The following is a 26,947-nucleotide window of genomic DNA, read 5'->3' as shown; positions in this document are numbered from 1 at the left end:
GTGTGCTCTGCTATTAATGCAATTCACTAAAATAATTCTTCAACGCCTGAATAAACGCACTATCTACCATGGCAGGGTATTTATTTGCCTGCCATGATTGTAAAAATAATAGATGCTGAACCGTTAAGGGTTTATTCATATCGTGGAATTCGTTTAACTGTTCGTTTACCTCTTGGGATGTTGTGAGAAGGGATTGTGGTGTTTTTTGCTTCGGTATTTGGCAATGCTTTTGATACCATAGCTCATAGCCACTTAAATCATAATCACCCAATAACTCATACCCCGTTAAATTAGGGCTGGCATTAGGGTAGCGTTTAGTAATAGAACGGGTAGGAAATCCACCGCAAATAATAATTTCATCAATTTTTTTTATATACTTTGCCGTTACCTTTAAGTTAAAACCCAATAATTGCTCAACCACATATAATGATTGATTATAAAGCTTTAAAAAATTACCCTCGGCTATAAACTGAACCGGATTTTTACTTAACGCTATTTTTTCTTCAATATTCATTTTATATTACTCCTTTAATATCAATATTTTTAACCACCACCTCGGTGCCCAGCATTTTTGCCGCTTAGCCGCAAAATCGCTTTTTATGGCTAAACGACGTTGACTCCTTGAGTCAGCTTACTTTTAATCACCTAATACTATTTTTTATCACCCCCGCCCCCGCCCTAAGGATTAAGGACGAAGGAATAAAAACTAAGGATGGGAGCAAAGGCCGTAGTCGTAGGTGTAGTTCCAATACACGTCACCGTAGTCTGTGTCCACGATAAACTGGCTACTACCATTCGGGTCACTAGTCCAGTACCCATCGCTGATGAAGCCAACGCCTGAGTAATCATACATACGACCCCACTCAGTGAAAAAGCCAGAACCTATATGACGCATATAATTATTATCCCGTGAGGAAGGGGTGGCGCCGATGGATATAGGGTTACCATTCCAATCACGAGATGCATTAGTTAAATCCTTTACGCGAGGCATTCGATAACCAATACGATTACACCAAGATAAGGTATTAGGATAATAGTCCTGCTTAGAACCTCGGTTGACGAACCACTGCTTCAAAGTAAAACCATATTTAACGACAGGAGTACCATTACTATCACGACCGACCAACTCGAAGGTCTGAGGCAAAGTAGGTTTAGAAATAGGACTAGGACTGGATGAAGTATGCTGGGATAGAGTAGCGTAAGGACCAGTTAAAGTAACGCGTACGCTTGTAGCAGTAGAACGAGACATTGTGACGGTGATACCACCCTGAGAAACAGGAGACCAAGACAATGGCTGACTACTACCACTAATATCTAAATCAAAGTACAATCCATTAGCGCCAGTTGTTGGAAAGTTTCTACCGTAAGAGGATGGGCCAGTTGACTGAGGGATGAAACCATTAGCAGGGTCCCACATTGAAGCAGGACCAGCATAATTACCTGTACCGTAATCCAAATTAGGTCTGACAAAACAAACCACAGGCGCACCCTTAGGATTGACGTAATAAGTCTCATTACGGGCACTGAAAGTGCTACGATTAGGAACGCCGTAACGAGTTGATAATGTACCGTTAGTACTAGATAACTTAATTCTATAAGGTGCGTTACAAATTGTTAACACGGAATTACGTGATACAGACTGATTGTTTTTATCGACGATAGATAAACTTAAAGAACCTGTAGCAGTAACGTCAGCATCACCATCATCATCCCCCCAATAATTATTAGGAGGACCAATAAGAGAACTCAAAGCGACTGAATTTGTATCAGTAGGAACGAACATACGAATATCAGCAAAACTCTGACCCTCAACCGGCAAGACGATTGGAGTTGTAGATGATGAATTGGTAGAAGGCGTGTAATTAGCTCCGTTAGATAGTGTAATCCCAAGCAGACCGTTAGCATCAACTGCACGAGTACGACCACCGTCGAAAGTCAGATAAGGTGCACTACCCTGTATCGCATTCCTAGTTGTCTGTGATGTCAATGCGTGACCAGAAAAAGGAAGAAAAAGAGCCATGGAAAAAACAATCTGCTGGGATAATTTAGAAAAACGGAAGGATCGAAAACAGGATCCGAAAAAAGATCGCGAAAATGATCTGAAAAAGCATCCGGAAAACGATCGGAAAAAGAAACGAAAAGAGGATCGCGGAAGCGATCGCGCGAAAATTCGCAGAATTTCACTTGATTGAGTAGAAAAATAAGCGTCAGTGAAAAAATTAAACTGGGAGCTAGACTTAGGCGAATTTAAAAGATAGGTTGGCCAGGTTGCCTGTTGCCTGTTGCCTGTTGAAAATTATAATGCATTTTAGACTACCTTGTCAAGTAATTTTTTGATTTATTTACAATTTTATACTTTTCTATCAAGTTTTAGCCTAGTAGCTAAAACCGTGTAAAAAGTATAGTGATTGGAAAAACACGATGCAACACTTTTTTTCGCTCATTTACGTTAACTTTTGTAAATAGGATCTAAAAATAATCTAAATTATAATTATTTAACCATTGTTTTAATTGAATATATCACAGTTACAAATCTTTAAAATTAGAACAATTGATCCTTGAAAATTTTATTTTAGGGCTTTGAATTAGAAATTTAGTGAGTTTGATATTTGAATAATTTTTTAAGTAAAATTTAAAACCTCAAAAACCCCGTTCCTCAACTTTTTTGATGGAAAAATAGAACTACTAAAAAGCACCACAATTAAAGCGGAATTATTTACTTGAGGCAACATTGCAAAGCAGAATTTTAAACATCAAAAACCCCGCTCCTCAACTTTTTTTGCGATAAAATCGCCTCAAAAATAAACCCGCCGAGGCGGGTAATTGAAGTCTCGCCTTAGCCACAAAATTGCTTTTTATGGCTAAACGACGTTGACTCGAAGCTTATTTTTAATGACTTAATACTATTTTTCCTCACCCTCAACCCTCGGCACTAAAGATTAAGGACGAAGAAATAAGAACTAAGGATAGGTGCAAAGCCCGAAGACGTTTTCGCTGGTCGAATCCACAGCACCGTTGTCCGAGTGCACGATAAACTGTTTACGGCCATTGGAATCACTAGTAAAGAACCAATTGGCGTTGACAGGAAGGTCAATGGCTGAATAATCGGACATATGCCCCCACTCCGCGAAAAGGCCAGAACCAATATGACGCATAAAATGATTACTAGGTGAGGAAGGGGTGGCGCTGGCAGCGCCTCGACAACTTAAATTTGTATTACGACAAGATGCATTGGTTAAATCCTTTACGCTAGGCATTCGATAACCAAAACTATTACACCATGATAAATGATCAGAATAATAGCCATGCACATCACCACGGCTGAGGAACCACTGCTTCAAAGTAAAACCATATTTAACGACTGGATTACCTTGAGCGTCACGACCAACCAACTCGAATGTCTGAGGTAAAGAAGGCTTAGCAATAAAATCAGGATTGCTAGAATTCCATTGGGATTCGGTAGCGTAGGGACCAGTTAAAGTAACACGAACGAAGTGAGAGCTAGAATCAGACATTGTAGCTGTAATACCTCCCTTAGAAACGGAAGACCAAAACAAAGGTTGACTAACATTACTAATCTCTAAGCCAAAACGCAAATTATTAATACCAGTAGTAGGAAAGTTTTGACCGTAAGAGGATGGGTCTGTTTTTTGTGTGAGAAAACCATAATAAGGGTCCCACATCGAAGCTGGACCAGCATAATCATCTGTACCAAAAATCAAATTAGGTATGGCAAAATCAATTCTAGCACAAACTGATGTACCAAGCTTTGGATTGACGTAATAAGTCACACTACTTTCACGGAAAGTACTACTACTAGGAACACCATAACGTGTGGACAATGTACCATCAGTACTAGTTAATATAACACGATAAGGTGCAGAATCATTACATGTCGTTAACACAGTATCACGCGACACTGGTTGATTGTTTTTATCGACGATAGATAAACTTAAACGACCAGTAGCTGTAACACCAGCATCACCATCATCATCTCCCCAATAATTATTAGGTGGACCGATAAGAGTACTTAAATCGACTGAATTAGTATTAGTAGGTACCAACATATCAATATCAGCAAAACTCTGTCCCTCAACCGGCAAGGAGATAGGTCTTGAAAAAGATGATGAATTGGTAGAAGGCGTGTACCTAGTTCCGTCAGATAAAGTAATCCCAAGCAGACCGTTAGCATCAACAACACGTGTACGACCACCATCGAAAGTCAAATACGGCGCACTACCCTCAATATGATTTTTTGTTGTCTGTGAAGTCAATGCATGACTGGAAAAAGAAAGAAAAAACACCACGAATAGACCTAAATGGATCCACCGGGATAATTGTAGAAGATATAAGGATCTAAAAAAGGATCCAGAAAACGATCGCGCGAAAATTCGCAGAATTTCACTTGATCGCATGAAAAAATAAGCGATAGTGAAAAATTTAAGTTGGGAGCTGGACTTAGACGAATTTAAATTAGAGGTTGGCCAAGTTGCCTGTTGCCTGTTGCCTGTTGAAAATTATAAAACATATGCGACAATCCTGTCAAGTAATTTTTTGATTTATTTGCAATTTTATGCTTTTTTTATCAAATTTTAGCTTCTTTGCTAAAATTGTTAAAAAAGTATAGTGATTGGAAAAACACGATGCAACACTTTTTTTCACTCAATTGCGTTAACTTTCGTAAAGATGATCTAAAAAGGATCTAGGTGACATTTAGTTAATTACTGTTTTAATTAAAGATATTATCATTACAAATCTTTAAAAAATTAAGGTTATTGATCCTCAAAAATTTTATTTTAGTGTTTAAAATCGTGATTGTGATCATTTAAACGTTTTTATGTAAAATTTAGAACCTCAAAAACCCCACTCCTCAACTTTTTAAGAAACGGGATATTATCTGCACTGAATAAACTGACTGGCATTGATTGATTCGAAAATTATATTTTATTAACTACCTACTCGGCATGAACCCATTAAATAAATAAATATTCTTAGATTTTTCTTTTCTAAACTGCCTACTCGGCATGAACCTGCAAGCTATGACTGAATTACCCGGACAAGCATTTCTAAACTGCCTACACGGCATGAACCTTGAAAAATAATCATACATTCGTCTTGCAATATTTCTAAACTGCCTACACGGCATGAACCATTTGTCGATGGAAAGCAATTAACAAAGTGCTTTTCTAAACTGCCTACACGGCATGAACCTAGAACAAGATATACTATAATCATTGTTTGCAAAAAGGCAAAGGGCATTTGGAGTTTTAAAAACCCTTTTTTTTGATATCTTTTTAACATTATGATTTTTAATTATTTTATTTTTTGATTAAAAAAAGGGTTATAAAAATAATATTTTTTGGGGTTTAGAAAACCCCGCTCCTCAACTTTTTTATCAAAAATCATCCATTTTACAAAACCCGCTTTCCCTTTGTTTGCTGTTTTTTAGCTGTTATAATCGATTTATCTTTTCATTTTAGGGCAAATAGTTATGTATATTATTTATGGAATTAAGAATTGTGATACCATGAAAAAAGCGTTTACTTGGCTCAATGATCATCAAGTCAGTTATCAATTTCATAATTATAAAACCGATGGTTTGTCGGCTGAGTTGTTAAGTGATTTATTAAAACTTGTTGATTGGCAGAGTTTGTTAAATACTCGTGGTACGACTTGGCGTAAGCTTGACGAGACAGTACGTAATCAAGTTGATAATCAAGATGCCGCTATCAAGATTATGTTAGCTAATCCTTCTATTTTAAAGCGTCCACTACTTGTTGATGGTAAGCGAGCTTTGTTGGGATTTTCTGACAAGAGCTATTCGCAATTTGTTAAACCTAAATCATAAGATCGAGATCACCATGACTGAACCTGTTATTGCACTAACCAAAGCATTGATTGCTGAAAGATCAATAAGCCCCGATGATAAGAACTGCCAGCAGATGATTATCGATCGTTTAAAGCCGTTAGGCTTTGTGATTGAAGAGGTAAATATTGGTAAGACGAAAAACCTTTGGGCTTACCATGGTAGTGGTAAAACCTTGATGTTTGCCGGTCATACTGATGTGGTGCCAGCTGGTGATGAGAGTAAGTGGTGTTACCCGCCTTTTGAGCCAACTATTGATGAAAACGGTGTTTTGTATGGTCGTGGCGCAGCCGATATGAAAAGTGGCGTAGCGGCTATGGTTTGTGCCGCTGAGACGTTTGTTAAAAAATATCCTGACCATACTGGTCGGGTTGCGTTTTTGCTGACTTCCGATGAGGAAGCAGATGCAACCGATGGCACGGTAAAAGTGGTTGATCTGCTAATTAAACGTCAAGAACAGATCGATTACTGTATTGTTGGTGAGCCTTCAAGTGATAGTGTTCTTGGTGATCAGATTAAGAATGGGCGTCGTGGCTCTTTGACAGCCAATTTAGTGGTACATGGTATTCAGGGACATGTTGCTTATCCTCATCTTGCTGATAATCCGGTGCATAAATTTGCGCCCGCTTTGAATGAACTGGTAACGACGGTTTGGGATAATGGTAATGAATATTTTCCACAAACGACAATGCAAATAGCCAATATTAATGGTGGAACCGGCGCTGAAAATGTGGTTCCTGGTGATTTGTCAGTGCAATTTAATTTTCGTTATAGTAGTGAGTTAACCGATGAGATGATTAAAGCAAAAGTCGAGGCGATTTTGCAAAAACATCATTTAAACTATACGTTAAATTGGCGCTTGTCCGGCCATCCATTTTTAACACCACAAGGTGAGCTAACTGATGCAGCAGCAAGTGCGATTAAGGCCTTTACACAAATTGATACCAAATTATCAACCAGCGGCGGAACATCCGACGGGCGTTTTATTGCTAAGTTAGGTTGTCAGGTGATTGAGCTTGGTGTGTTAAATAAAACTATTCATAAAGTGAATGAAAATGTAAATTGCCAAGATGTCATTACATTACAAGCTATCTATATCGATATTTTAGAAAAGTTACTATAGATTTTAATATAAGATCATGCTTTGTGCTAAATACTCAAGGGGATTTAAATGGAGTGGCTTAAAGATTATTGGTGGGTGATTCTTATTATTTTGGTGGGGATCTTTATTAATACAATTAAAGCACTGAATAAACTAAGCTATAAGCACTATTTAGAAAAAAAGAAAGGGATAAAACCTATCCCTTATTCTGATGATGAGGACGACGATTGGCCAAATCGTCCTAAGCAAAAATAAATTATCGAAAGTCCTGACTTTTACTTGCAAAAATAGCTTGGTGACGATAGCGATCAACCCACATCGCTGTCGCGCCACAAACCGCAATTGGCATAATAATTAAATTCAATAATGGCACCATGGTAAAGAAGCTGATTAACATACCAAATAGCAGATTGTCAGCGCGATCTTGTCTTAATAATTGGCGCATACGCTCAAAAGAGATTTTGTGGTTATCAAAGGCATAATCCGCATATTGGATGTTAATCTGCCAAGCAGTAAATAAAAACCACACTATCGGAGTAACCGATTGCCCGATGATGGGAATCAAGTAGGTTAGCAATATCGGAATCGCCCATAATAAATAATAGCCAAATTTTTGTAGCTCGCGCTTTAAGATACGAGGTAAGTCTTTTATTAAACTCAACCAAGAGGTATCAGGCGCAGGTACACCGGTGAGCTGTGCTTCTACCTGTTCGGCCAGCAGACCATTGAAAGGCGCAGCTATAACGTTGGTTATCGTACTGAAAAAATAACAAAATAAAATTGTTAAAGTTAAAATGACAATAGCACTAATGATGTAACCCAACCAGTGCAACCAACTTGGCATAAACGATAAGCCCCAATCCACCATGCCAGTGATTGAAACAAAAAACCAATAAAATAGCGCTGACATAATAACGATATTAGCCAGCAACGGTAAAAATACAAAGCGTTTTAAACCAGGACTAAATGCTAAAGACCAGCCTTGGAAAAAGTATTCTATACCTGATTTAGAATTGGAATGTTGTGATTTATTTTCTAACACAATAGGATCCTTTTATTTAAAATCGGCGTCATTTTAAACGTAGTTTTCATCTGACGGCAACTGACTTTTCATTTTTTGATCGTAAATTAGCTGATCTTTATTTGGTCAGTTTGATAATTTTTCAAGCCATGTTTTTACTTCTTGTTTGATAGCTTGGATCATCTCATTTCGACTTGGTAGTTTATTTATCGATTCACTACTTTGTAATAATAGTGAAGGTATTTTACCATTTGTTGCCTGTTTTAGACGACACAGTGCCGGATAAGTTGCTTCAAACGGTCGATGATAATTACAAAATCCTTGCAGATCCTGAAGATCTTGATGAGTTAACGCCTGCTGATCATCAATGGTGATAAGTTGACTGAAAGGTAAATCGATAATGGCATTAAGCCAATAGCTATTACGCCTTAAATTTTCCGCTAAACGTTGGCTTAGTTCATAACCTTGCTGAGTGATGGGTTTGATTGCCATCATTGAATAACTACCAGAATTGGCTTGTTTGTGGCTAGCAATATGGACTAAGGTAAAGCCACAATTATGCCAAAATTGGTAATTAACAGCGCTGTAAGCAAAACTGACAGAGACAAAATCGTTGTGATTTTTCATTGCTTGTTGATAGATATGTTCGACCAACTTCAGGGCGATATGTTGACGTCGATAAGGCTCTATAACCGCAATACGGTTAATTCTGACCGATTTTAGTTTTGCCGCTAGTTTATCACCAGCATGTGCAACCAATGATTGCGCGACAAGATTGCCTTTTGGTCGGCGTGTACCTTTCCAAACGGCATCGATTAAGTCATCAGTCAAATTACCTTCATCAATCGTAATTGCGCCAGCAATAAGTTGATCACCTTTTTTGGCCTGCCAAACAGCTAAGTTTTGTGCATCAAATAGTCGTCTTAAATCAACTAAGGTTGTTTGATAATGAGCCGTTTTTAATAAATTGTAGATAGACTTAAGTTGGTCGATATCTGTTCTTTCGTTAAGAGAATAGACGGTAGCTTGCTCATTGGTTTGCGATTTTATGACGCCATTAAGCAATAAGTTATCGCAAAGTTGTTCGAGTTGATCGTTATCTTGCCAACGAATAGGCGAATTAAGATAAAATCGCTGGCAAATTTGCCTCTCCAATAATTTTAATAAAAACCCCTGCCCTGTTCCTTCGTAACCTTCTACCGTTGTGATCAATAGGATTTTAGTCGATGGTGACAGCTTTAGTAGTTGCTCCAACATTGGCAATGGGATCATCGCCGCTTCATCAATGATCAACCACTCAGGAAATGGATGATCGACCATTTCAATTAGTTGATCTGGCGCATAAAACGGTGTTCCTGGTTTAGCAAACTGAAAAAAAGTCGTTAGCGCACTTTTATTCGGTGCTGTTACCCAGCATTCATGATAATGAGTAAATTGCCCAGCTAATGCTGATTTACCGCGCCCTCGTTTAGCCATTAAGATATTTAAACGACTATTGCTTTGTAGGAGTTGGTTCAGCACTAACTGTTGCTCGGTTAAATCCTTTTTCCCATCATCCTGCTGCGTAAACTCTGGCGGCTTTTCTGTGGCAAATTTTGATAAGGTTTGTTGTAAATGTTGAACAAAATTGGGCACACGAATCGGCTTTGTAGATTCATTCCAACGCAAACTATCTTGGTCCACCCAATTGGTCAAATCATCGGGCAGTAATAAAATTAGCACACTACCTTTGATTAAAGTGCCGGCTAGCATCGCAAAAGCATCTAAATTAAAACCTTCTGTGGCATCGAAAATAGCATGTTTAAACTCTTTGCCAAGTAATGATTTGGTTTGATTGGGATGAATATGATGGTTAATCGCTACGGGCAAATCTGTTTTTGTGGTAACTGTAAACCAATCGCCCGGGTGCTGTTGAATAATAGCGCTGACTTGATTAAATAATTGGGGATGCGAACCGTTTAACACCCATAGCTTTCTGGTGCTATTAATCATTGATTAACTTTTTCCAATCAATAAGGATAAAATTCCTGCTGCAATCAATGGACCAACCGGTATCCCTTTGAAAAAGGCAACACCAATAAGTGTACCAATAATTAAGCCATTAATTATAGTTGGATGAGCACCAATTAAGGATATACCACGCGTGCCTAACCATGAGACTAATATGCCAACTAAAATAGCCAGTAACGATTGCCAGGTGGTGAATGATTTTACAATATCGGTAATTTTTAACGAGCCATCCGCTAAAGGAACCATCATAGCCGCCGTTAAAATGACAATGCCAATGGTTAATCCATATTGATTTAAGAACGGAAAATAGGTTGCTAGCGGTGTTAATTTGAATAACAACAGTAGCAATACTGCAAAGGTCACTGTGTTATTATGCGTGATATAACACAGTGCAGCTAAACCTAATAATAAAAAAAAGGAGATATCAAATTGGGCAAACATTAAAGTGGAACACCAATACGTTTGGCTACCTCTTCGTAGGCCTCAATCACACCACCTAAACCTTGACGGAAGCGATCTTTATCCATTTTTTTCAAGGTCTCTTTTTCCCATAAACGGCAACCATCTGGTGAAAACTCATCGCCTAATGTGATTTCGCCATGAAATAGACCAAACTCTAATTTGTAATCAACTAAAATCAGTCCGGCTTTATCAAAAAGCTCTGTTAGCACGGTATTTATTTTAAAGCTAAGTTCCTTCATCGTTGCTAACTGCTCATCCGTTGCCCAGCCAAATGCTTTACAGTGTGACTCATTGACCATAGGGTCATGCAGAGCATCATTTTTTAAGAAAAGTTCAAATGTTGGAGGATTAAGGATTTTGCCTTCTTCAACGCCTAAACGTTTTACTAATGAACCAGCAGCTCGATTACGAACGACGCATTCAACTGGCACCATATCAAGTTTTTTAACTAAAACTTCATTATCTGATAATAGGGCTTCAACTTGAGTTGGAATACCTGCTTCACGTAACTTGGTCATAATAAAATAGTTAAATTTATTATTAACCATCCCCTTTCGATCTAACTGCTCAATGCGCAGTCCATCAAATGCCGAGGTATCGTTACGAAATTCAAGGATTAATAGATCTGGGTTGTCAGTGGTGTAAACCGTTTTTGCTTTACCACGATAAAGCTCAGCCAACTTTTTCATGTTTATAACCTTATATCAAATTGCCAATAAATAATTAAGGAGCTATTCGCCCCTTAATTTCAAATCAAGTACCTTGCTGTTATAAGTGTTCGCTATAAACTGTATTTATAAACATTCATTTATATAGCAAAGGTAAGTTACTCCGCTATTGGGTTAAAATCGGCTTTACGCGGTTTTAACTCATTTAGATGAAAGATTATCTAATCGTTAAATTAGCGATCATTTCTGATGCTATCTCTGACACTGTCTTTAAGATCTTCTTTCAGCTCTTTATTTGTATCTGACTCTTTTTCATCTGTTTTAACCGGCACAGTTCGTAGCGATTCAGGTGCGACATCATCCATTATTTGATTAAATAATCCAACTACATAACGCTGAACTTCGATCGGTTGTGACATAAGATTTTCACCACTACGTGTTAATGAACTTAATACGATAGTGATCGTTTCTGTTGCGCCTAAATTATGGCGGGTAAAGACAAAAGAAGCCTCAACCGGTTGTTGTTCATCTTGGCGAGAAATAATTGCATTATTTGTTTTAATGGTTTTACTATCGCTTGAACTAACCAGTATATTTTGTTTATTCAACGTATTTGGAATATTATTCCATACACCATAACTAACTGGCACGTTAAAGGTAACAGTGTTTTGTTCATGATGTACAAAAGATTCTGGGATAGTTGCAATAGCTAATGTTGGTGGACGAATATCAAGTTGTTTACCAACGGCACCATCAATTTTGTTGTTGTCCACATAAAAATCACCAGATTCAACTGGTACAGAAACACCTTCAGGAATAATTAACGCTTTTAAAGCGGGCGAATTGAGGTAATCTTCATTGCCATCAACCTCTCGTTTATAACTTTGATCGCTACTACATCCAACCATAAACATCGATGTAATAACCGATAAAACAGCTAGTTTTTTAAAGGCATTGCTTTTCAATTCAGTTTTATTCAACATAGATTTCTGCTTTTAAGTAAGGTTATAGTCAATTTTAAATTAATTTAGCATCTTTTAATGCTTGTTCAACTACAGGAATAGAAGCATCACTCAATGGTACTAATGGTAAGCGAATAGTGCCGTTTGCCATTAAACCTAAACGAGTACACGCCCATTTTGCTGGCGTTGGGTTTGGTTCAATAAATAGATGGGTATGAAGCCCCATTAAAGTATCGTTTAACGTGCGCGCTTGTTGGATTTGGTTATTAAATGCCAATTCACAAACGGTTGCAACTTGTTTCGCTGCTACGTTAGCGGTTACCGAGATAACACCATCACCACCTAAAATGATAAAGTCTAAGAAAGTCGCATCATCACCACTTAATAGCTTAAAATCTTCGCCAACTAATTTACGAGTTTTGTAAACGCGAGACAGATCACCCGTTGCATCTTTTAACGCAACAATGTTTTTAATTTTAGCTAATCGACCGACAGTTTCTGGTTTAATGTCGCTACAAGTACGACCAGGAACATTATAAATAATTTGAGGTAATGGAGAACTCTCTGCAATAGCTTTGAAGTGTTGGTATAAACCTTCTTGCGTTGGTTTATTGTAGTAAGGCGCTACCGTTAAGCAACCTACTACACCGATATTTTCAACTTGACGAGTTAATTCGATCGCTTCTTTGGTGGCATTTGAACCTGTGCCAGCAATAATATCAATTCGACCATCTGCATAATCAATAGTGCGTTTAATAACATCAATGTGCTCATGATGATCAAGCGTTGCTGATTCGCCAGTAGTTCCTACTGATACAATAGCAGATGTGCCATTTTCAATATGATATTCGACCATTTTTTTTAGGCTTACATGGTCCACATTTCCTTTCGTATCCATTGGAGTAACAAGTGCGACCAGACTTCCTGTAAACATAAAGCGACCTCTCATATTCTGTGTTTATAAAACAACTTAAAGATTAAAAAAACTGCGAATAAGTATGCGATATTTCTTATTTAAATTCAACTTTTGTTATGCAGGATTATCAATATCGATAAAAATAGTTTCTAAGCCATGGTTAGTCGATAACCATTCTCCTAATGTTTTTATACCATATCGCTCTGTGGCATGATGTCCGCAAGCATAAAAATTGATACCGTATTCACGGGCAATGTGAATGGTTCGTTCCGATACTTCTCCAGTAAAAAAAGCATCAAAGCCTTGCTGAGCAGCCGTTTCAATATAATCCTGACCGCCACCACTACACCATGCAACTCGCTTAATCACTGCTGGGGCATTATCACCACAAAATAAAACTGAATGGCGACCATTATGTAGCTTCTGTTCAAGTAGCTGTTTAAATTCAATTGCGGTTAACGGATTCGCTAACGTGCCTTTAAAAAGCAAATCGGTAATATCATCACGCGCATCAACCGTAATATCAAACATTTGCCCAAGCAACACATTATTACCCAATACTGGATGACCATCTAATGGAAGATGATAACTATATAAATTGATATCATGGCTAAGTAACGTCTTCATTCGATGATACTTTATGCCAGTAATTGTCTCTGGCTCATTTTTCCAAAAATAGCCATGATGAACAAGAATCGCATCAGCATTTAGCTCGACCGCTTTATCTAACAATAACTGACAAGCCGTTACCCCTGTCACAATTTTGTTAATCTCCGGACGACCTTGAACTTGCAAACCATTTGGCGCATAGTCACGATATCGTGTCACTTGCAGATGTGTATCAATGATGTGTTGAAGTTCGAAATTATGCACAATGCCCTCGCAAACCTTAGAATTAAACTAAAACAGTCTTAACAAAATGCTTAAGATAAAAACTTTTCGCCCTTTTGTTTGGCGCTAATTATAGTCGCTTTCTCGTAATATCTCACCCGATATTATGATTAATTAAACAATTATTTTAAGTTTTTTACCATCCTGCTTACTCAAGATTAAGTCTCAAATTTAATCACTCACTTGACTAGTTTAGATTTCGGGACAACATGCTTAATATAGATTTAACGCACAGTAGTAAAATTTGATAGCAAAGCAAAATAGGATAAGTAAGATGCTAATAACGCCTATAAAGAATAAAACTTAAGAGGATTAACTGGTCACACTAAGTTAAAAACTTAATTGATTTAAGTAGGTAAAACTAGGCGAAAAAAGTAAAAACTGGCATAATACCTCTCATTTTAGATAGATAAGACTAACTATTGTGCCAAAACTTTGTGAACGCTTTCGAGGATTTTATCCCGTGGTTATCGATATAGAAACCTCCGGATTTGATCCAAAACTCAATGCTATTTTAGAAATCGCAGCCATTACACTTAAAATGACAGATGACGGCTGGCTCGAGCCTGATAAAACATTGCAATTTAATGTCAATCCCTTTGCCGATGCTATTTTAGAGCCAACAGCGTTAGCTTTTAACGGCATTGATCCCAATAATCCGTTACGAGGCGCGGTTGATGAGAAAGAGGCAATTGAGGCAATCTTTAAATTAGTTCGCACCGGAATCAAAGCCAATGACTGTACCCGTGCTGTAATAGTGGCACATAATGCGCATTTTGATCACAGTTTTTTGATGACTGCGGCTGAAAGAGCGGGTATTAAACGCAACCCTTTCCACCCTTTTGCGACTTTTGATACGGCATCACTTTGTGGTTTAGTCTTTGGGCAAACAGTTCTGGCTAAAGCCTGCGAAACGGCAAATATCCCGTTCGATCATAAACAAGCACATTCAGCACTTTATGATACCGAAAAGACGGCTATTTTATTTTGTGAAATTGTTAACCGTTTTAAACGATTAGGTGGCTGGCCTTTAGTTGAGCCGAAAACAGAAGAATAGTCAAAATATAAAAAAAGAGAGCTTAGCGCTCTCTTTCTAAAAATTATTAATCGTTTTTATGATTTTCTGCAGTCTCTTTGATCAAGGTTTGTAGTTCACCTGTTTGAAACATCTCTAACATAATATCACAACCACCAATCAACTCCCCTTCAACCCAAAGTTGTGGAAAGGTTGGCCAGTTAGCAAATTTTGGCAATTCAGCACGAATATCTGGATTTTGTAAAATATCAACATACGCAAACGGCACACCACATTGCGATAACACCTGCACAGCTTGAGCTGAAAAACCACAACTTGGCAATTTTGGCGAACCTTTCATATAAAGAATAATCGGATTTTCGGCAATTTGGCGTTTAATCTTATCAAGCGTTGTCAATTCGGTTGTCATTAGGTTTGTCCTTTAATTTGCGATAAAAAATAAAGTTAGTTATTTTAACGTAGAAAGTTAACTAGGTTATATAGATTTCAGCTTTCACTCTAATAGATAAATTAGATATTTCAGATTGAGGGGGATTTTTTTATAAAAATGATCATTCAAAAACCCCGCTCCTCAACTTTTTAAGAAACGGGATATTATCTGCACTGAATAAACGGACTGGTATTGATTGATTCGAAAATTTTATTTTATAAACTGCCTACTCGGCATAAACCTAGAACAAGACATACTATAATCATTGTTTGCAAAAAGGCAAAGGGCATTTGGAGTTTTAAAAAACCTTTTTTTTATTATCTTTTTAAAGTTATGATTTTTAATTATTTTATTTTTTGATTAAAAAAAGGGTTATAAAAATAATATTTTTGGGGGCTTAGAAAACCCCGCTCCTCAACTTTTTTGCGATAAAACACCTCAAAAATAAACCCGCCTAAGCGGGTTATTCAAACGTCGCTAAGCCACAAAATCGCTTTTTTTATGGCTAAACGACGTTGACTCGTAGCTTACTTTTAATCACTTAATACTATTTTTTATCACCCCTACCCTCGGCCTAAGGATTAAGGACGAAGAAATAAGAACTAAGGATAAGTACAAAGTCCGCCGTTATTGGCGTCATTTTGGTACGAATTCACATAACCGTTGAGTGCGAACACAATAAAATTGCGATTAGCCTCCAGATCACTAGTCCAATAGTAAGCGCTTATGAAGTCAGCTCCTAAGTAATCGTCCATTTTGCCCCACTCCGTGAAAAAACCTGAACCAATGCGACGCTGATAATGATTGCCAGATGACGAAGGGATTGCGCCCATACGATGATTTGAATTAGTTAAATCACTTACGCGTGGTACGCGATAACCTAAATTGTTACACCAAAAGACAAGATCAGGATAAAAGTCCTCATAGCCAGTACCACGGTTAACGAACCACTGCTTTAGCGTAAAACCATATTTAACAATTGCATTACCTTGACTATCGCGACCGACTAATTCAAAGGTCAGAGGTAAAGGTGGCTTAGGTATTGGACCTGGAAAGCCAGAATCTTGTTGGGACTCAGTGGCGAAAGGACCTGTTAATGTAACTCGAACACCTGTACTTGTGGAATTACTCATAGTAGCGGTTATCCCCCCCTGAGAAACAGGAGACCAAGACAATGCCTGATTACTATCTGAAATGACTAAATCGAAGTACAAACCATGAGCACCAGTAGTCGGAAAGTTTAAACCGTAAGATGATTGAGGAAGAAAACCATTATCTGGGTCCCAAATCGAAGCAGGACCGCTAAAATCTAGTGGCCAATTATTCTCCTTGTTCTTACCATACAATAGGTTAGGCCTTGCAAAACAAACCGTTGGCGATGGATTAGGATTGATATAATAGGTCACATTACTTGCACTAAAGCTACTATGACTTGGAAGACCATAACGTGTGCTTAATATACCATCTGTATTGGTTAATTTTACTTGATAAGGTGCATTACAGATTTTTGGTACTGCATTACGTGATACTGATTGCCCGTTTTTATCGACGATAGATAAACTTAAAGAACCTGTAGCACTGATATCTCCATCACCATCATCATCTCCCCAATAATTATAAGGCGGACCGATAAGAGAACTTAAAGCGACTGAATTAGTATCAGTAGGAACCAACATACCTATATCAGCAAAACTCTGACCTGCAACGGGCAAGACGATTGGTGCTGAAGAAGATGAAGGATTGGTTGAAGGCGTATATTGTGTACCGTTAGATAATGTAATACCAAGCAGACCGTCAGTGTTTGTCACTCTTGTATAACCACCATCAAACGTTAAATACGGAGCATTACCGTGAATCAGATTTGACGTTTTAGAGGTTAATGCATAGCTGGAATAAAAAGGTATTAACAATAAGCTTAACGATAAAAAGATCAGTCGGAATAATTTAGATCCGAGAGAGGATCGGATTGATCCAAATGGCGATCGAAGTAACGGTAGACGCAACGATCGACTACGCGATCTTACATTTTCATCGATTAATAAACTGGAGTGAAAAAAAAGAGGTTGAGAGTTTAAATTAGGCGAATTTAAATTATAGGTTGGCCAAGTTGCCTGTTGCCTGTTGCCTGTTGAAAATTATAATGCATTTAGACTACCTTGTCAATTAAATTTATGATTTATTTGCAATTTTATATTTATTGCTGATGTTTTAGCTACTCCGCTAAAATGATCTCAAAGTATAGTGACCCGAAAAATATAACGCAATATTTTTTGCGTTTAAGATCGTTAATCTTTGTAAAGAGGATCAGGAAAGATCTAAAGATAATCATTAGATAAACTATTTGCTATTTGATCAATATCAAATTTATAACTCACTAAAAATCCTCATTTTTAACCCTATAAAAGTTTTATTAGGGTGGATTTAAAACCCCAGAAACCCCGCTCCTCAACTTTTTTGCGATAAAAACCGCAAAAATAAACCCGCCTAAGCGGGTAATTCAAACGTCGCTAAGCCACAAAGTCGCTTTTTTATAGCTCAGCAACGTTCACTCTAAGCTTACTTTTAATAACTTAATATCATCTTTGCCCTGACCTAAGGATTAAGGATGAAGAAATGAATACTAAGGATAGGCGCAAAGCCCAGAGTTGCCGGGGTAACTCGGATATACCCAGCTCGCTTCACCGTTGTACGTGTGCACCATAAAGAATCCGGAAAGATCACGCGGGTCACTAGTCCAGTAATAATTTTTTTTGAAGACAACGTCAGAGTAATCGGGCATATAACCCCACTCTGTAAAAAATCCAGCATCTATAAAACGCATGCAATGATCAGCAGGTGAGGAAGGAGTGGCACCAACTGAACCGCGACACCAAAAATTGTAACTGCCTGACGGACAAGATGCATTGGTTAAATCCTTTACGTGAGGCATTCGATAACCAAGACTATTACACCAAGATAAAGTATTAGAATAAGTGTCATTCTTATTACCACGGTGGACGAACCACTGCTTCAAAGTAAAACCATATTTAACGACAGGATTACCTTGACTGTCACGACCAACCAACTCGAAGGTCTGAGGCAAAGATGGAGTGGAAATACGACCAGGGCTATCTGAATTATGTTGGGATTCGGTAGCATAAGGACCAGTTAAAGTAACGCGTACCCCTGTAGTAACTGGTGAATTTGTCATGGTAGCAGTAATACCACCTTGAGATACCGGAGACCAAGACAACGAACCTCCACCACCTATATCTAAATCAAAGTACAAATTGTTAGCACCAGTAGTCGGAAAGTTTTGACCGTAACGTAACGGGTCAGTTGACTGAGGGATAAAACCATTATCCGGGTCCCACATCCAAGACGGACCAGCAAAATCAAAAGATGGATAAGAAGGATTATCACCAAGCTTTCCATACTTTAAATTAGGCCTAGTAAAACAAACCACAGGCTCAGCCTTAGGATTAACATAATAAGTCACACTATTGGCACTGAAAGTACTACGATTAGGAAATCCGTAACGAGTAGATAATGTACCGTCAGTACTGGATAACTTAACCTTATAAGGTGCCTTACAAATTGTTGGAACGGTACTACGTGATACAGACTGATTGTTTTTATCGACGATAGATAAACTTAAAGAACCAGTAACAGTAACGCCAGAATCTCCATCATCATCCCCCCAATAATTATTAGGAGGACCAATAAGAGAACTCAAAGCGACTGAATTAGTATCAGTAGGAACGAACATACTTATATCAGCAAAACTCTGACCCTCAACCGGCAAGACGATTGGAGTTGCAGATGATGAATTGTTAGAAGGCGTGTAATTAGTTCCGTCAGATAAAGTAATCCCAAGCAGACCGTTAACATCAACCGCACGTGTACGACCACCGTCGAAAGTCAGATAAGGTGCACTACCCTGTATCGCATTCCTAGTTGTCTGTGAAGTTAATGCGTGACTCGAAAAAGGAAGGAAAAGAACCACGAAAAAAACAATCTGCCGGGATAATTGGGAAAAGGATCGAAAACAGGATCTGAAAAAGGATCCGGAAAATGATCGGAAAAAGGATCGAGAAAAGGGTCGCGGAAGCGATCGCGCGAAAATCCGCAGAATTTCACTTGATTGCGTGGAAAAATAAGCTTCAGTAAAAAAATTAAGTTGAGAGCTGGACTTAGACGAATTTAAAAGATAGGTTTGGCAGGTTGGCTGTTGGCTGTTGGCTGTTGAAAATTATAATGCATTTTAGACTATCCTGTCAAGTAATTTTTTGATTAATTTACAATTTTATGCTTTTCTGTCAAATTTTAGCCTCATAGCTAAAACCGTGTAAAAAGTATAGTGATTGGAAAAACACGATGCAACACTTTTTTTCACTCATTTATATTAACTTTTGTAAATATGATCTAAAAATGATCTAAACAATAACTGATTAACTATTGTTTTAATTAAGCATGTTATCATTACAAATCTTTAAAAAAGTGATTATTGATCCTGAAAAATTTTATTCTAGGGCTTTGAATTTGAAATTTAGTAATTTTATCATTTAATAATTTTTAAGTGAAATTGAGAACCTCAAAAAACCCCGCTCCTCAACTTTTTAAGAAACGGGATATTATCTGCATTGAATAAACTGACTTGAGTTGATTGATTCGAAAATTATATTTTATAAACTGCCTACACGGCATAAACCAACCAATCATAATAGCTGGAGATGATGATCAAATTTATAAACTGCCTACACGGCATAAACCGACAAGACCCAGAAGTGCGTATCATGCCTAATTTTATAAACTGCCTACACGGCATAAACCAGCGAGGCTTTTTGCTTATCCCTGTGCATACATTTATAAACTGCCTACACGGCATAAACCAAAAAGAACTTGCTAGGCAACTATTGGCTCACTTTATAAACTGCCTACACGGCATAAACCTTATCTTACGGGTGCGGCTTCCGCTTTGAGTTTTTATAAACTGCCTACACGGCATAAACCCGTTAAATGAAATGTTAGATCTGTATCGAAATTTTATAAACTGCCTACACGGCATAAACCTAGAACAAGACATACTATAATCGTTGTTTGCAAAAAGGCAAAGGGCATTTGGAGTTTTAAAAACCCTTTTTTTTAATACCTTTTTAATATTATGATTTTTAATTACTTTATTTTTTGATTAAAAAAAGGGTTATAAAAATAATATTTTTTGGGGATTAAAAAACCCCGCTCCTCAACTTTTTTAAAATCTAGTCGCTATTTTCGACTCCGTTATAAGAAAAAAGTATAACTATATATAAATATATTATTTAACCGTCATAGAAAGATTTTATATTATAATCTCCAACTTCATAATTTTAATATATAAAAAACAATGCATAAACTAGCCTATCGACTCGATCACTTTTCCGATTCGGTTATCCGTCGGATGACTCGGATCGCTAATCAATATCAAGCTATCAATTTGTCACAGGGGTTTCCAGATTTTGATCCGCCGAAACCTTTAATCGATGCGTTAAAACAAGCTGCCGATTGTGGTCCTCATCAATATGAGATCACTTGGGGATCGGCTGAGTTTCGGCGTCTGTTAGCTAAAAAGCAACAAAAGTTAATGCAAATTGATATCAACCCAGACGAAAACGTGTTGGTAACTTGTGGTAGTACCGAGGCGATGATGTGTGCGGTAATGACGGTTTGTAATCCAAAAGATAAAGTTATTATCTTTTCGCCGTTTTATGAGAATTACGGAGCGGACGCCATTCTTTCTGATGCCACCCCAATTTATGTACCTTTGATCCCGCCGACATTTGAATTTGATAAACAGCAACTTCGTGAAGCGTTTGAGCAAGGCGCTAAGGCGCTGATTTTATGTAATCCTAGCAATCCTTGTGGCAAGGTATTTACTAAGGATGAGCTTGATTATATCAGTCAATTGGCGATTGAGTTTGATGCTTACATTATTACCGATGAAGTGTATGAGCATATGGTTTACGCTCCGCATAAGCATCTTTATTTGGCAAGTTTTCCAAATATGAAAGAGCGGACTATTTGTTGTAGCTCGTTGTCGAAAACCTATTCGATAACCGGTTGGCGCCTTGGTTATATTATTGCTGATAAAAGGATTATAGATGGTTGTAAGATGATCCATGATTTTCTTACCGTTGGTGCTGCTGCCCCACTACAAAAAGCAGCTTGTGCAGGGTTAGCTTTAGGGAATGATTATTATCAACAATTGACCGAAACTTACACCGCTAAGCGCCGTTTATTTTTGAACGGATTAGATGAGTTAGGCCTTGCTTATTATGAGCCTCAAGGTGCGTATTATGTTTTAGTGGATATTTCGGCGTTTAATCCATTTAAGACCGATTTTGAATTTTGCGAATGGTTAATTAAAGAAGTCGGCGTAGCGGCTGTACCGGGGTCGGCCTTTTTTAAACATCCTGAATATCGTTATATTCGTTTCCATTTTGCTAAACAAGAACCAACGCTGATTGCAGCTTTAGAAAGATTATCCAAACTTAAGGAAAAATTATTATGTTTAAAAAATTAATTGTGGCAAGTTTAGTCATTTTAACTTCAGTATTAACTGGCTGTGATAATGCTAAAAAAGAGAATCAAATTACAGTTGGTGTTGCAGCTGGTCCTTATGGTGACATGTTTAAACAAGCTATTGCGCCTGGATTAGAAAAGAAAGGTTACCATATCGAAATTCGTGAATTTAGCGATTATGTTCAACCAAACTTAGCATTAGCAAATAGAGATATTGATGTTAATTTATTTCAACATTTAACTTATCTTAATAATTTTAAGCAAGCGCGTAATTTAGATATTATGGCGATTGGTTTTGTACCAACAGCTGGCGCGGGAATTTATTCAAATAAAATTACTGACTTTTCGCAATTAAAACAGGGCGATCAAGTGACTATTTCAAGCGATGTTACTAACGAAGCTCGCGCTTTACGCATTTTAGAGGCTGCTGGGTTGATTAAGCTTGATCCAAATGTGGATAAAAACAATCTAACCCCTAAAAACATTATCGAAAACCGTTATGGTTTAGAGATTGTGCCAATTGAAGCACCACAAACTCCACGTTCGCTTGATAATGTTGCATTATCAGTGGTTAATGGTAATTATGCAATTGGTGCGGGTTTAGATCTTTCTAAGGCGCTTTATCATGAGGTGTTAGATAAAGATCATAAAAATGTTATTGCGATTCGCACTGAATCAAAAGATACCTTAGGTAAAGACATTATCGACGTGCTTAAATCACCTGAGTTTGCTCAAGTCATTAATGATAAAAATGGTATTTTCTATACCTTCCAAAAACCTGATTATCAGTTATTTTAATTATGCAGACTTTAATTCAAGTAAAAGATGTTTCTGTAAGATTTAAAGCCAAAGATCAAGTTGTTGAAGCGGTTAAAAAGGTCTCGTTTGATGTCAATCAAGGCGAGATCTTCGGGATCATAGGTTCGAGCGGTGCGGGCAAAAGTACTTTAGTAAGAACGCTTAATCGGCTTGCTGAACCATCTTCTGGGCAAGTTATTATTAATGGTGTTGATATTCAAACCTTACGTGGACGTGAATTACAAGCATTTCGTTTTCATGTTGGGATGATTTTTCAGAACTTTAATTTAGCATCATCAAAAACCGTTTATGAAAATATTGCCTTTGTGCTTAAAGCCGCTGGTAAAAAAGGCGATGCGGTTAAAAATAGAGTCAACGAATTACTTGCTTTAGTTGGGTTAAGTGATAAAGCGAGTGCCTACCCTGCGGAACTCAGTGGTGGGCAAAAGCAACGAGTCGGTATTGCCAGAGCGCTGGCTAATGATGCCAAAATTTTGTTGTGTGATGAAGCAACCAGTGCTTTAGATCCAACCACTACTAGCGCGATTCTTGATTTGTTAAAACAGCTTAATCAAAAATTTGGTTTAACTATTGTTTTAATCACCCATGAAATTGATGTGGTTAAAAAGATCTGTCATCGAGTTGCGGTAATGTCACAAGGTGAAATTGTCGAAATGAATACCACGTTCAACCTTTTTGCCTGCCCTAAACAGCCATTCACACAAGAATTTCTTAATATCGATGAAAATACCCATTTGCCAGATATTATAAAGCAAAATGTAAAAGGAAAATTGGTCCGTTTGCGCTACATTAATGAAAACACTACCCAGCCAATTCTGTATCAATCAGCGATTGAAACGGGTGTGTCATTTAATATTTTACATGGGTTTATTGAATATTTCGACAATCAAGCTTTAGGTAATTTGGTGATCGAGCTGATTGGTGAATCGACTAATATCCAAAATTTAATCACCAAGTTGGCCGATCAAGAAGTCATTATTGAGGAAATAAACTAATGATTAAACTCACCATTAACGAAATAGCGCAAATGTTATGGAAAGCCGCTTACGAGACATTCATTATGGTAAGTTGGTCATTATTAGCTGGTTTGATCTTCGGCACATTAATCGGATTATTGCTGTTTTTAATGTCAAATCAATTCTTCTTTAAAAATAGAATCATTAACAGTATTGCGAATTTTATCGTCAATGCAACCCGTTCAATTCCATTTTTAATTCTGATGGTTACGGTGTTACCTTTAGGCGCGCTGTTGGTTGATACCGCAGTGGGTCCTAAAGCGGTAATTTTACCGCTTTCACTTGCCGCTATTGCATTTTATGCACGATTAGCAGAAAACGCTTTTAGCCAAATTGATAAAGGCGTGATCGAAGCTGCGGTAGCAAGTGGTGCATCACATATGCGTATTATTTTTGGGATATTGTTTCCTGAGGCAATGGCGCAATTAATACGACACGCAACAGTTACCACAATTTCACTTATCAGCTTTAGCTCAATGGCTGGGGTTGTTGGTGGCGGTGGTATTGGTGATTTGGCGATCAGTTATGGTTATCAACGCTATGTAACCGAGGTGCTTATTTTATGTATTGTTATTCTTATTTTTATTGTGATGGTGATTCAATACCTCGGTGACAAGTTAGCCAATCACTTTGATAGAAGCTATAAATAGTGGGTAATTTAGTATGAACAATCTTATCATTAAAGATTCAAAACGCATTGTTTTGGCAGATGCCATCCCACAATCCTACTTGACCGATGGTTTAAAGCTTAAATATGGGCAGGCTGATATATTAGTTTATCCTAAAACGACCGAAGAAGTAGCGGATGTGGTTAAATTTGCCAATGCCAATAATCTGAATATTACCACTCGCGGTGCTGGGACGAATTTAGTGGGTTCAACCATTCCTAATGGTGGCATTATTCTTGATTTATCATTGATGAATGAGATTGTTGAGTTAGACAAAGAAACTTTCACTATTACGGTACAGCCCGGCATTTTATTGCAGGATTTACAACAGTTTGTTGAGCAGTATGATCTTTTTTATCCACCAGATCCGGGCGCTAAAACCTCCACTATTGGCGGAAATATCAGTACAAATGCAGGAGGGATGCGTGCGGTAAAATACGGTGTAACTCGTGATTATGTGCAAGCACTTGAAGTGGTGATGGCAGATGGGAGTATATTAAATATTGGCAGTAAAAATGTTAAGGACAATACTGGGCTTGCTTTAAAGCATCTGTTTATTGGCAGTGAAGGCACTTTAGGTATCATTACCCAATGTACGTTAAAACTGATCGCCAAGCCAAAAGTATCTCAAACATTTGTTGTCGGTTTTAATACTATTGAGCAGGCTATTGCCAGTATCACAACCATTTTACATACCCTAACGCCAACCGCGTTAGAGTTTGTGGAACGTAAAGTTGCACAATGGGGCGAGAAGTATTCAGGATTTCAATTCCCACTACCTAATAGCCAAGCTTATTTGATTATTATGCTTGATGGATCAGATCAACAATCCATCGAACAGCAACGAAAGCAATTATTAGCGAATTTAGGTGACTGTGACTATTTTGTTGCTGAAGATAGCAATCAGGCTAGTCAAATTTGGACGATTCGCGGTTCATTAGTGCGAGCGGTTGAGGCAGTGACCGAACAAGATCCGATTGATATTGTGGTTCCAATAAATCGTATTGCCGATTTTATTCACTTCACCAAACAGCTTGAAGCAAAAACCAAGGTACGCATGTTAGCCTTTGGTCACGCTGGTGATGGAAATATTCATCTATGCATTTTGCGTGATGATCGTGATGATAAACAGTGGGATACCGATCTACAGCAAGTTCATCAAGCTCTTTATCAAAAATGCCTTGAACTTGGTGGATTACCTTCGGCAGAACATGGCATTGGTACAGCGAAAGTGAGCTATTATAATGATGCTATTCCCAAAGCCAATCGCCAACTTATGCACGCTATCAAGCAGCAGTTTGATCCGAAGAATATACTCAATAATCAGGTTTATATGACTAAGATTTAATCCGAGCAGTTTTTTAATGATTGCTTTTAGATGAGATAAATCAGTGGCAAATTGAGAATAAATAAAGTTGAGGAGCGGGGTTTTTGAAGTCTTAAAAACCCCGCTCCTCAATTTTTTATTGAAGTGCTAACATAAGTTGTATTGTTGTCATTACGGCACTTTCATTATTTGAACCAGTAATAAATTTAGCTACTGCTTTAGTTTCGTCGAAAGCATTACGCATTGCGAAGCTGTAATTGGCTTGTTCGAGCAGTTCTATGTCGTTGAGCCCATCACCAAATGCCATTGTTTCCTGATAGGTGATATTTAGGATTTGTTGTAGTTTTTTGATGGTGTTGCCTTTGTGGACGTTGTGTTCTGTGATATCTATCCAAGCAGCTTCTGATACGACGATGTAGACGTCATTATCATACGGTGTTAAATGCTTGCGTGTTTGTGGGCATTGTTCTTTTTCGTCATACACGGTAATTTTGATAAAGTCGTCAGCGACAGTTTTAAAATCATCCACTTCGATGATTGTTGCATACGATCCTCGGACTTTTTGTTTTAGGTGTGCAGGCAAATTAGATTTGATTACTGCACCTTTTGCAGTACATGCAATGATGACATGCTCTTGACTGGCTTGTTCAAGGGTTTTGATGATACGTTGACCAAGTTGATTTTCGATAAAAGAGCGATAGATAAATTCACCTTTATGTTTGATTGTGGTGGCACTATCGCCTACTATCCAAATTTTATCGAGATAATCGGCAAAGAGTTCTTCTACTCGTTCACACTGTTTTCCAGTACATGCAACAAATTGGACATTTTGTTTTGCCATAAGGTCATAGACTTGGGTAAATAATGTACGGTCATAGTCGCCTTGGCTATTTAAGAATGTTCCATCTAAATCAGTGATGATTAACTTGATCATATTTGTGTCCTTTAGAATGAATTAACTGGCTTTTTATTCATTTTGCCAAATTCTCTATAGAGAAACAATATGATAAAGCCGAAATAGAGATGAACATTTAATTCCACCTTTTTTATTAATTGAAAGGATTAAACCCAAAATATTACCAATTTTTATAGTCAATAAGGCGGTTATTTAGGTTATAAATTTAAGATAAGAATTTTTTGTGATTAGTTGAACTGTCAATTTTAAGTTTTAAGATTTTCTACAAAAAAGTCTGACAAGAAGCTTTCAGGACTT

At 37.6% G+C, this 26,947-nt stretch carries 24 protein-coding genes and 2 CRISPR repeat arrays; of the genes, 10 read left to right on the top strand and 14 right to left on the bottom strand.

All coding sequences use genetic code 11. The features are described from left to right. Positions 1 to 13 precede the first annotated feature (13 nt). Both A9G07_RS02570 and A9G07_RS02565 read right to left on the bottom strand, forming a co-directional pair. Positions 14 to 514, bottom strand: coding sequence for a hypothetical protein (locus tag A9G07_RS02570; protein ID WP_065733902.1), 501 nt, complete (start codon positions 512 to 514; stop codon positions 14 to 16). 192 nt (positions 515 to 706) lie between these two features. After that, positions 707 to 2,020: a hypothetical protein gene (locus A9G07_RS02565; RefSeq protein ID WP_065733901.1), complete on the bottom strand. Its 1,314-nt coding sequence runs from the start codon at positions 2,018 to 2,020 to the stop codon at positions 707 to 709. Between A9G07_RS02565 and A9G07_RS11980 the strand changes: the two genes are divergently transcribed. Continuing rightward, positions 2,019 to 2,192 (top strand): hypothetical protein, encoded by a 174-nt coding sequence (locus A9G07_RS11980; protein WP_176713945.1) that lies wholly within the window; start codon positions 2,019 to 2,021, stop codon positions 2,190 to 2,192. The two genes, A9G07_RS02565 and A9G07_RS11980, sit on opposite strands and share 2 nt — an antisense overlap. A gap of 768 nt (positions 2,193 to 2,960) precedes the next feature. Here A9G07_RS11980 and A9G07_RS02560 read toward each other — a convergent pair. Continuing rightward, on the bottom strand, positions 2,961 to 4,307 hold the full coding sequence (locus A9G07_RS02560; protein WP_065733900.1) for a hypothetical protein: 1,347 nt from the start codon (positions 4,305 to 4,307) through the stop codon (positions 2,961 to 2,963). A 636-nt stretch (positions 4,308 to 4,943) separates the two neighbouring features. Further along, positions 4,944 to 5,211: direct repeats of the CRISPR family, unit length 28 nt; unit sequence TTTCTAAACTGCCTACACGGCATGAACC. Between the two features lie 280 nt (positions 5,212 to 5,491). Here A9G07_RS02560 and A9G07_RS02555 point away from each other — a divergent pair. Genes A9G07_RS02555 through A9G07_RS02545 form a run of 3 tightly spaced genes read left to right on the top strand, consistent with a single transcriptional unit; the run spans position 5,492 to position 7,223 of the window. Next, positions 5,492 to 5,848: an ArsC family reductase gene (locus A9G07_RS02555; RefSeq protein ID WP_065733899.1), complete on the top strand. Its 357-nt coding sequence runs from the start codon at positions 5,492 to 5,494 to the stop codon at positions 5,846 to 5,848. 13 nt (positions 5,849 to 5,861) lie between these two features. Next, positions 5,862 to 6,989 carry a succinyl-diaminopimelate desuccinylase gene (gene dapE / locus A9G07_RS02550; protein WP_065733898.1) on the top strand — a complete coding sequence of 376 codons (1,128 nt, stop codon included), beginning with the start codon at positions 5,862 to 5,864 and terminating at the stop codon, positions 6,987 to 6,989. A 48-nt stretch (positions 6,990 to 7,037) separates the two neighbouring features. Continuing rightward, on the top strand, positions 7,038 to 7,223 hold the full coding sequence (locus A9G07_RS02545; protein WP_065733897.1) for a YpfN family protein: 186 nt from the start codon (positions 7,038 to 7,040) through the stop codon (positions 7,221 to 7,223). 1 nt (position 7,224) lies between these two features. Here the strand turns inward: A9G07_RS02545 and cysZ are convergent, their stop codons facing one another. The 7 genes from cysZ to A9G07_RS02510 all read right to left on the bottom strand — a co-directional run bounded on the left by cysZ (position 7,225) and on the right by A9G07_RS02510 (position 13,880). Further along, a complete protein-coding gene (gene cysZ / locus A9G07_RS02540; protein ID WP_065563329.1) occupies positions 7,225 to 8,010 on the bottom strand; it encodes a sulfate transporter CysZ in 786 nt (261 codons plus the stop codon). A gap of 105 nt (positions 8,011 to 8,115) precedes the next feature. Beyond that, positions 8,116 to 9,981, bottom strand: coding sequence for a tRNA(Met) cytidine acetyltransferase TmcA domain-containing protein (locus tag A9G07_RS02535; RefSeq protein WP_065733896.1), 1,866 nt, complete (start codon positions 9,979 to 9,981; stop codon positions 8,116 to 8,118). A 3-nt stretch (positions 9,982 to 9,984) separates the two neighbouring features. After that, positions 9,985 to 10,440: a DUF441 domain-containing protein gene (locus A9G07_RS02530; RefSeq protein WP_065563331.1), complete on the bottom strand. Its 456-nt coding sequence runs from the start codon at positions 10,438 to 10,440 to the stop codon at positions 9,985 to 9,987. Further along, the gene (purC, locus tag A9G07_RS02525; protein WP_065733895.1) at positions 10,440 to 11,150 is read right to left on the bottom strand and encodes a phosphoribosylaminoimidazolesuccinocarboxamide synthase; all 711 of its coding nucleotides are present in this window, start codon (positions 11,148 to 11,150) and stop codon (positions 10,440 to 10,442) included. Before purC ends, A9G07_RS02530 begins: the two co-directional genes overlap by 1 nt. 212 nt (positions 11,151 to 11,362) lie before the next feature. Further along, a complete protein-coding gene (gene bamC, locus A9G07_RS02520) occupies positions 11,363 to 12,112 on the bottom strand; it encodes an outer membrane protein assembly factor BamC (RefSeq protein WP_065563333.1) in 750 nt (249 codons plus the stop codon). Positions 12,113 to 12,146: 34 nt separating this feature from the next. Further along, positions 12,147 to 13,025 carry a 4-hydroxy-tetrahydrodipicolinate synthase gene (gene dapA / locus A9G07_RS02515; RefSeq protein WP_065563334.1) on the bottom strand — a complete coding sequence of 293 codons (879 nt, stop codon included), beginning with the start codon at positions 13,023 to 13,025 and terminating at the stop codon, positions 12,147 to 12,149. A 96-nt stretch (positions 13,026 to 13,121) separates the two neighbouring features. Continuing rightward, positions 13,122 to 13,880 carry a Nif3-like dinuclear metal center hexameric protein gene (locus A9G07_RS02510; RefSeq protein WP_065563335.1) on the bottom strand — a complete coding sequence of 253 codons (759 nt, stop codon included), beginning with the start codon at positions 13,878 to 13,880 and terminating at the stop codon, positions 13,122 to 13,124. A 427-nt stretch (positions 13,881 to 14,307) separates the two neighbouring features. Here A9G07_RS02510 and rnt point away from each other — a divergent pair, with 427 nt between their 5' ends. Next, entirely contained in the window at positions 14,308 to 14,955 is a 648-nt protein-coding gene (gene rnt, locus A9G07_RS02505; protein ID WP_065733894.1) for a ribonuclease T, read from the top strand. Between the two features lie 46 nt (positions 14,956 to 15,001). Here rnt and A9G07_RS02500 read toward each other — a convergent pair whose 3' ends face one another. The 3 genes from A9G07_RS02500 to A9G07_RS02490 form a co-directional block, all read right to left on the bottom strand. Continuing rightward, the gene (locus A9G07_RS02500) at positions 15,002 to 15,331 is read right to left on the bottom strand and encodes a Grx4 family monothiol glutaredoxin (protein ID WP_065563338.1); all 330 of its coding nucleotides are present in this window, start codon (positions 15,329 to 15,331) and stop codon (positions 15,002 to 15,004) included. A gap of 635 nt (positions 15,332 to 15,966) precedes the next feature. Further along, positions 15,967 to 17,274 carry a hypothetical protein gene (locus A9G07_RS02495; RefSeq protein ID WP_141677455.1) on the bottom strand — a complete coding sequence of 436 codons (1,308 nt, stop codon included), beginning with the start codon at positions 17,272 to 17,274 and terminating at the stop codon, positions 15,967 to 15,969. A gap of 710 nt (positions 17,275 to 17,984) precedes the next feature. After that, positions 17,985 to 19,349: a hypothetical protein gene (locus A9G07_RS02490; protein WP_065733892.1), complete on the bottom strand. Its 1,365-nt coding sequence runs from the start codon at positions 19,347 to 19,349 to the stop codon at positions 17,985 to 17,987. A gap of 678 nt (positions 19,350 to 20,027) precedes the next feature. Continuing rightward, a CRISPR array of direct repeats spans positions 20,028 to 20,416; the repeat unit is 28 nt; unit sequence TTTATAAACTGCCTACACGGCATAAACC. 313 nt (positions 20,417 to 20,729) lie between these two features. On the opposite strand from A9G07_RS02490, the gene A9G07_RS02485 reads away from it, so the two are divergent. Genes A9G07_RS02485 through A9G07_RS02465 form a run of 5 tightly spaced genes read left to right on the top strand, consistent with a single transcriptional unit; the run spans position 20,730 to position 25,755 of the window. Continuing rightward, positions 20,730 to 21,905, top strand: a complete 1,176-nt coding sequence (locus tag A9G07_RS02485; protein WP_065733891.1) for a pyridoxal phosphate-dependent aminotransferase — start codon at positions 20,730 to 20,732, stop codon at positions 21,903 to 21,905. Continuing rightward, positions 21,890 to 22,702 (top strand): MetQ/NlpA family ABC transporter substrate-binding protein, encoded by an 813-nt coding sequence (locus tag A9G07_RS02480; RefSeq protein ID WP_065733890.1) that lies wholly within the window; start codon positions 21,890 to 21,892, stop codon positions 22,700 to 22,702. Before A9G07_RS02485 ends, A9G07_RS02480 begins: the two co-directional genes overlap by 16 nt. A gap of 2 nt (positions 22,703 to 22,704) precedes the next feature. Further along, on the top strand, positions 22,705 to 23,718 hold the full coding sequence (locus A9G07_RS02475) for a methionine ABC transporter ATP-binding protein (RefSeq protein WP_065733889.1): 1,014 nt from the start codon (positions 22,705 to 22,707) through the stop codon (positions 23,716 to 23,718). Beyond that, positions 23,718 to 24,389 carry a methionine ABC transporter permease gene (locus tag A9G07_RS02470; RefSeq protein ID WP_065562588.1) on the top strand — a complete coding sequence of 224 codons (672 nt, stop codon included), beginning with the start codon at positions 23,718 to 23,720 and terminating at the stop codon, positions 24,387 to 24,389. The genes A9G07_RS02475 and A9G07_RS02470 overlap by 1 nt, the downstream gene beginning before the upstream one ends. 13 nt (positions 24,390 to 24,402) lie before the next feature. Beyond that, the gene (locus A9G07_RS02465; RefSeq protein WP_065733888.1) at positions 24,403 to 25,755 is read left to right on the top strand and encodes an FAD-binding oxidoreductase; all 1,353 of its coding nucleotides are present in this window, start codon (positions 24,403 to 24,405) and stop codon (positions 25,753 to 25,755) included. A 115-nt stretch (positions 25,756 to 25,870) separates the two neighbouring features. Here A9G07_RS02465 and A9G07_RS02460 read toward each other — a convergent pair whose 3' ends face one another. Continuing rightward, entirely contained in the window at positions 25,871 to 26,668 is a 798-nt protein-coding gene (locus A9G07_RS02460) for a Cof-type HAD-IIB family hydrolase (protein ID WP_065733887.1), read from the bottom strand. Positions 26,669 to 26,947: the final 279 nt, after the last annotated feature.

This window comes from Gilliamella sp. wkB72 (genome assembly GCF_001693745.1).
Classification (GTDB): domain Bacteria; phylum Pseudomonadota; class Gammaproteobacteria; order Enterobacterales; family Orbaceae; genus Gilliamella; species Gilliamella apicola_E.
This window is presented reverse-complemented; position numbering and strand designations above follow the sequence as displayed.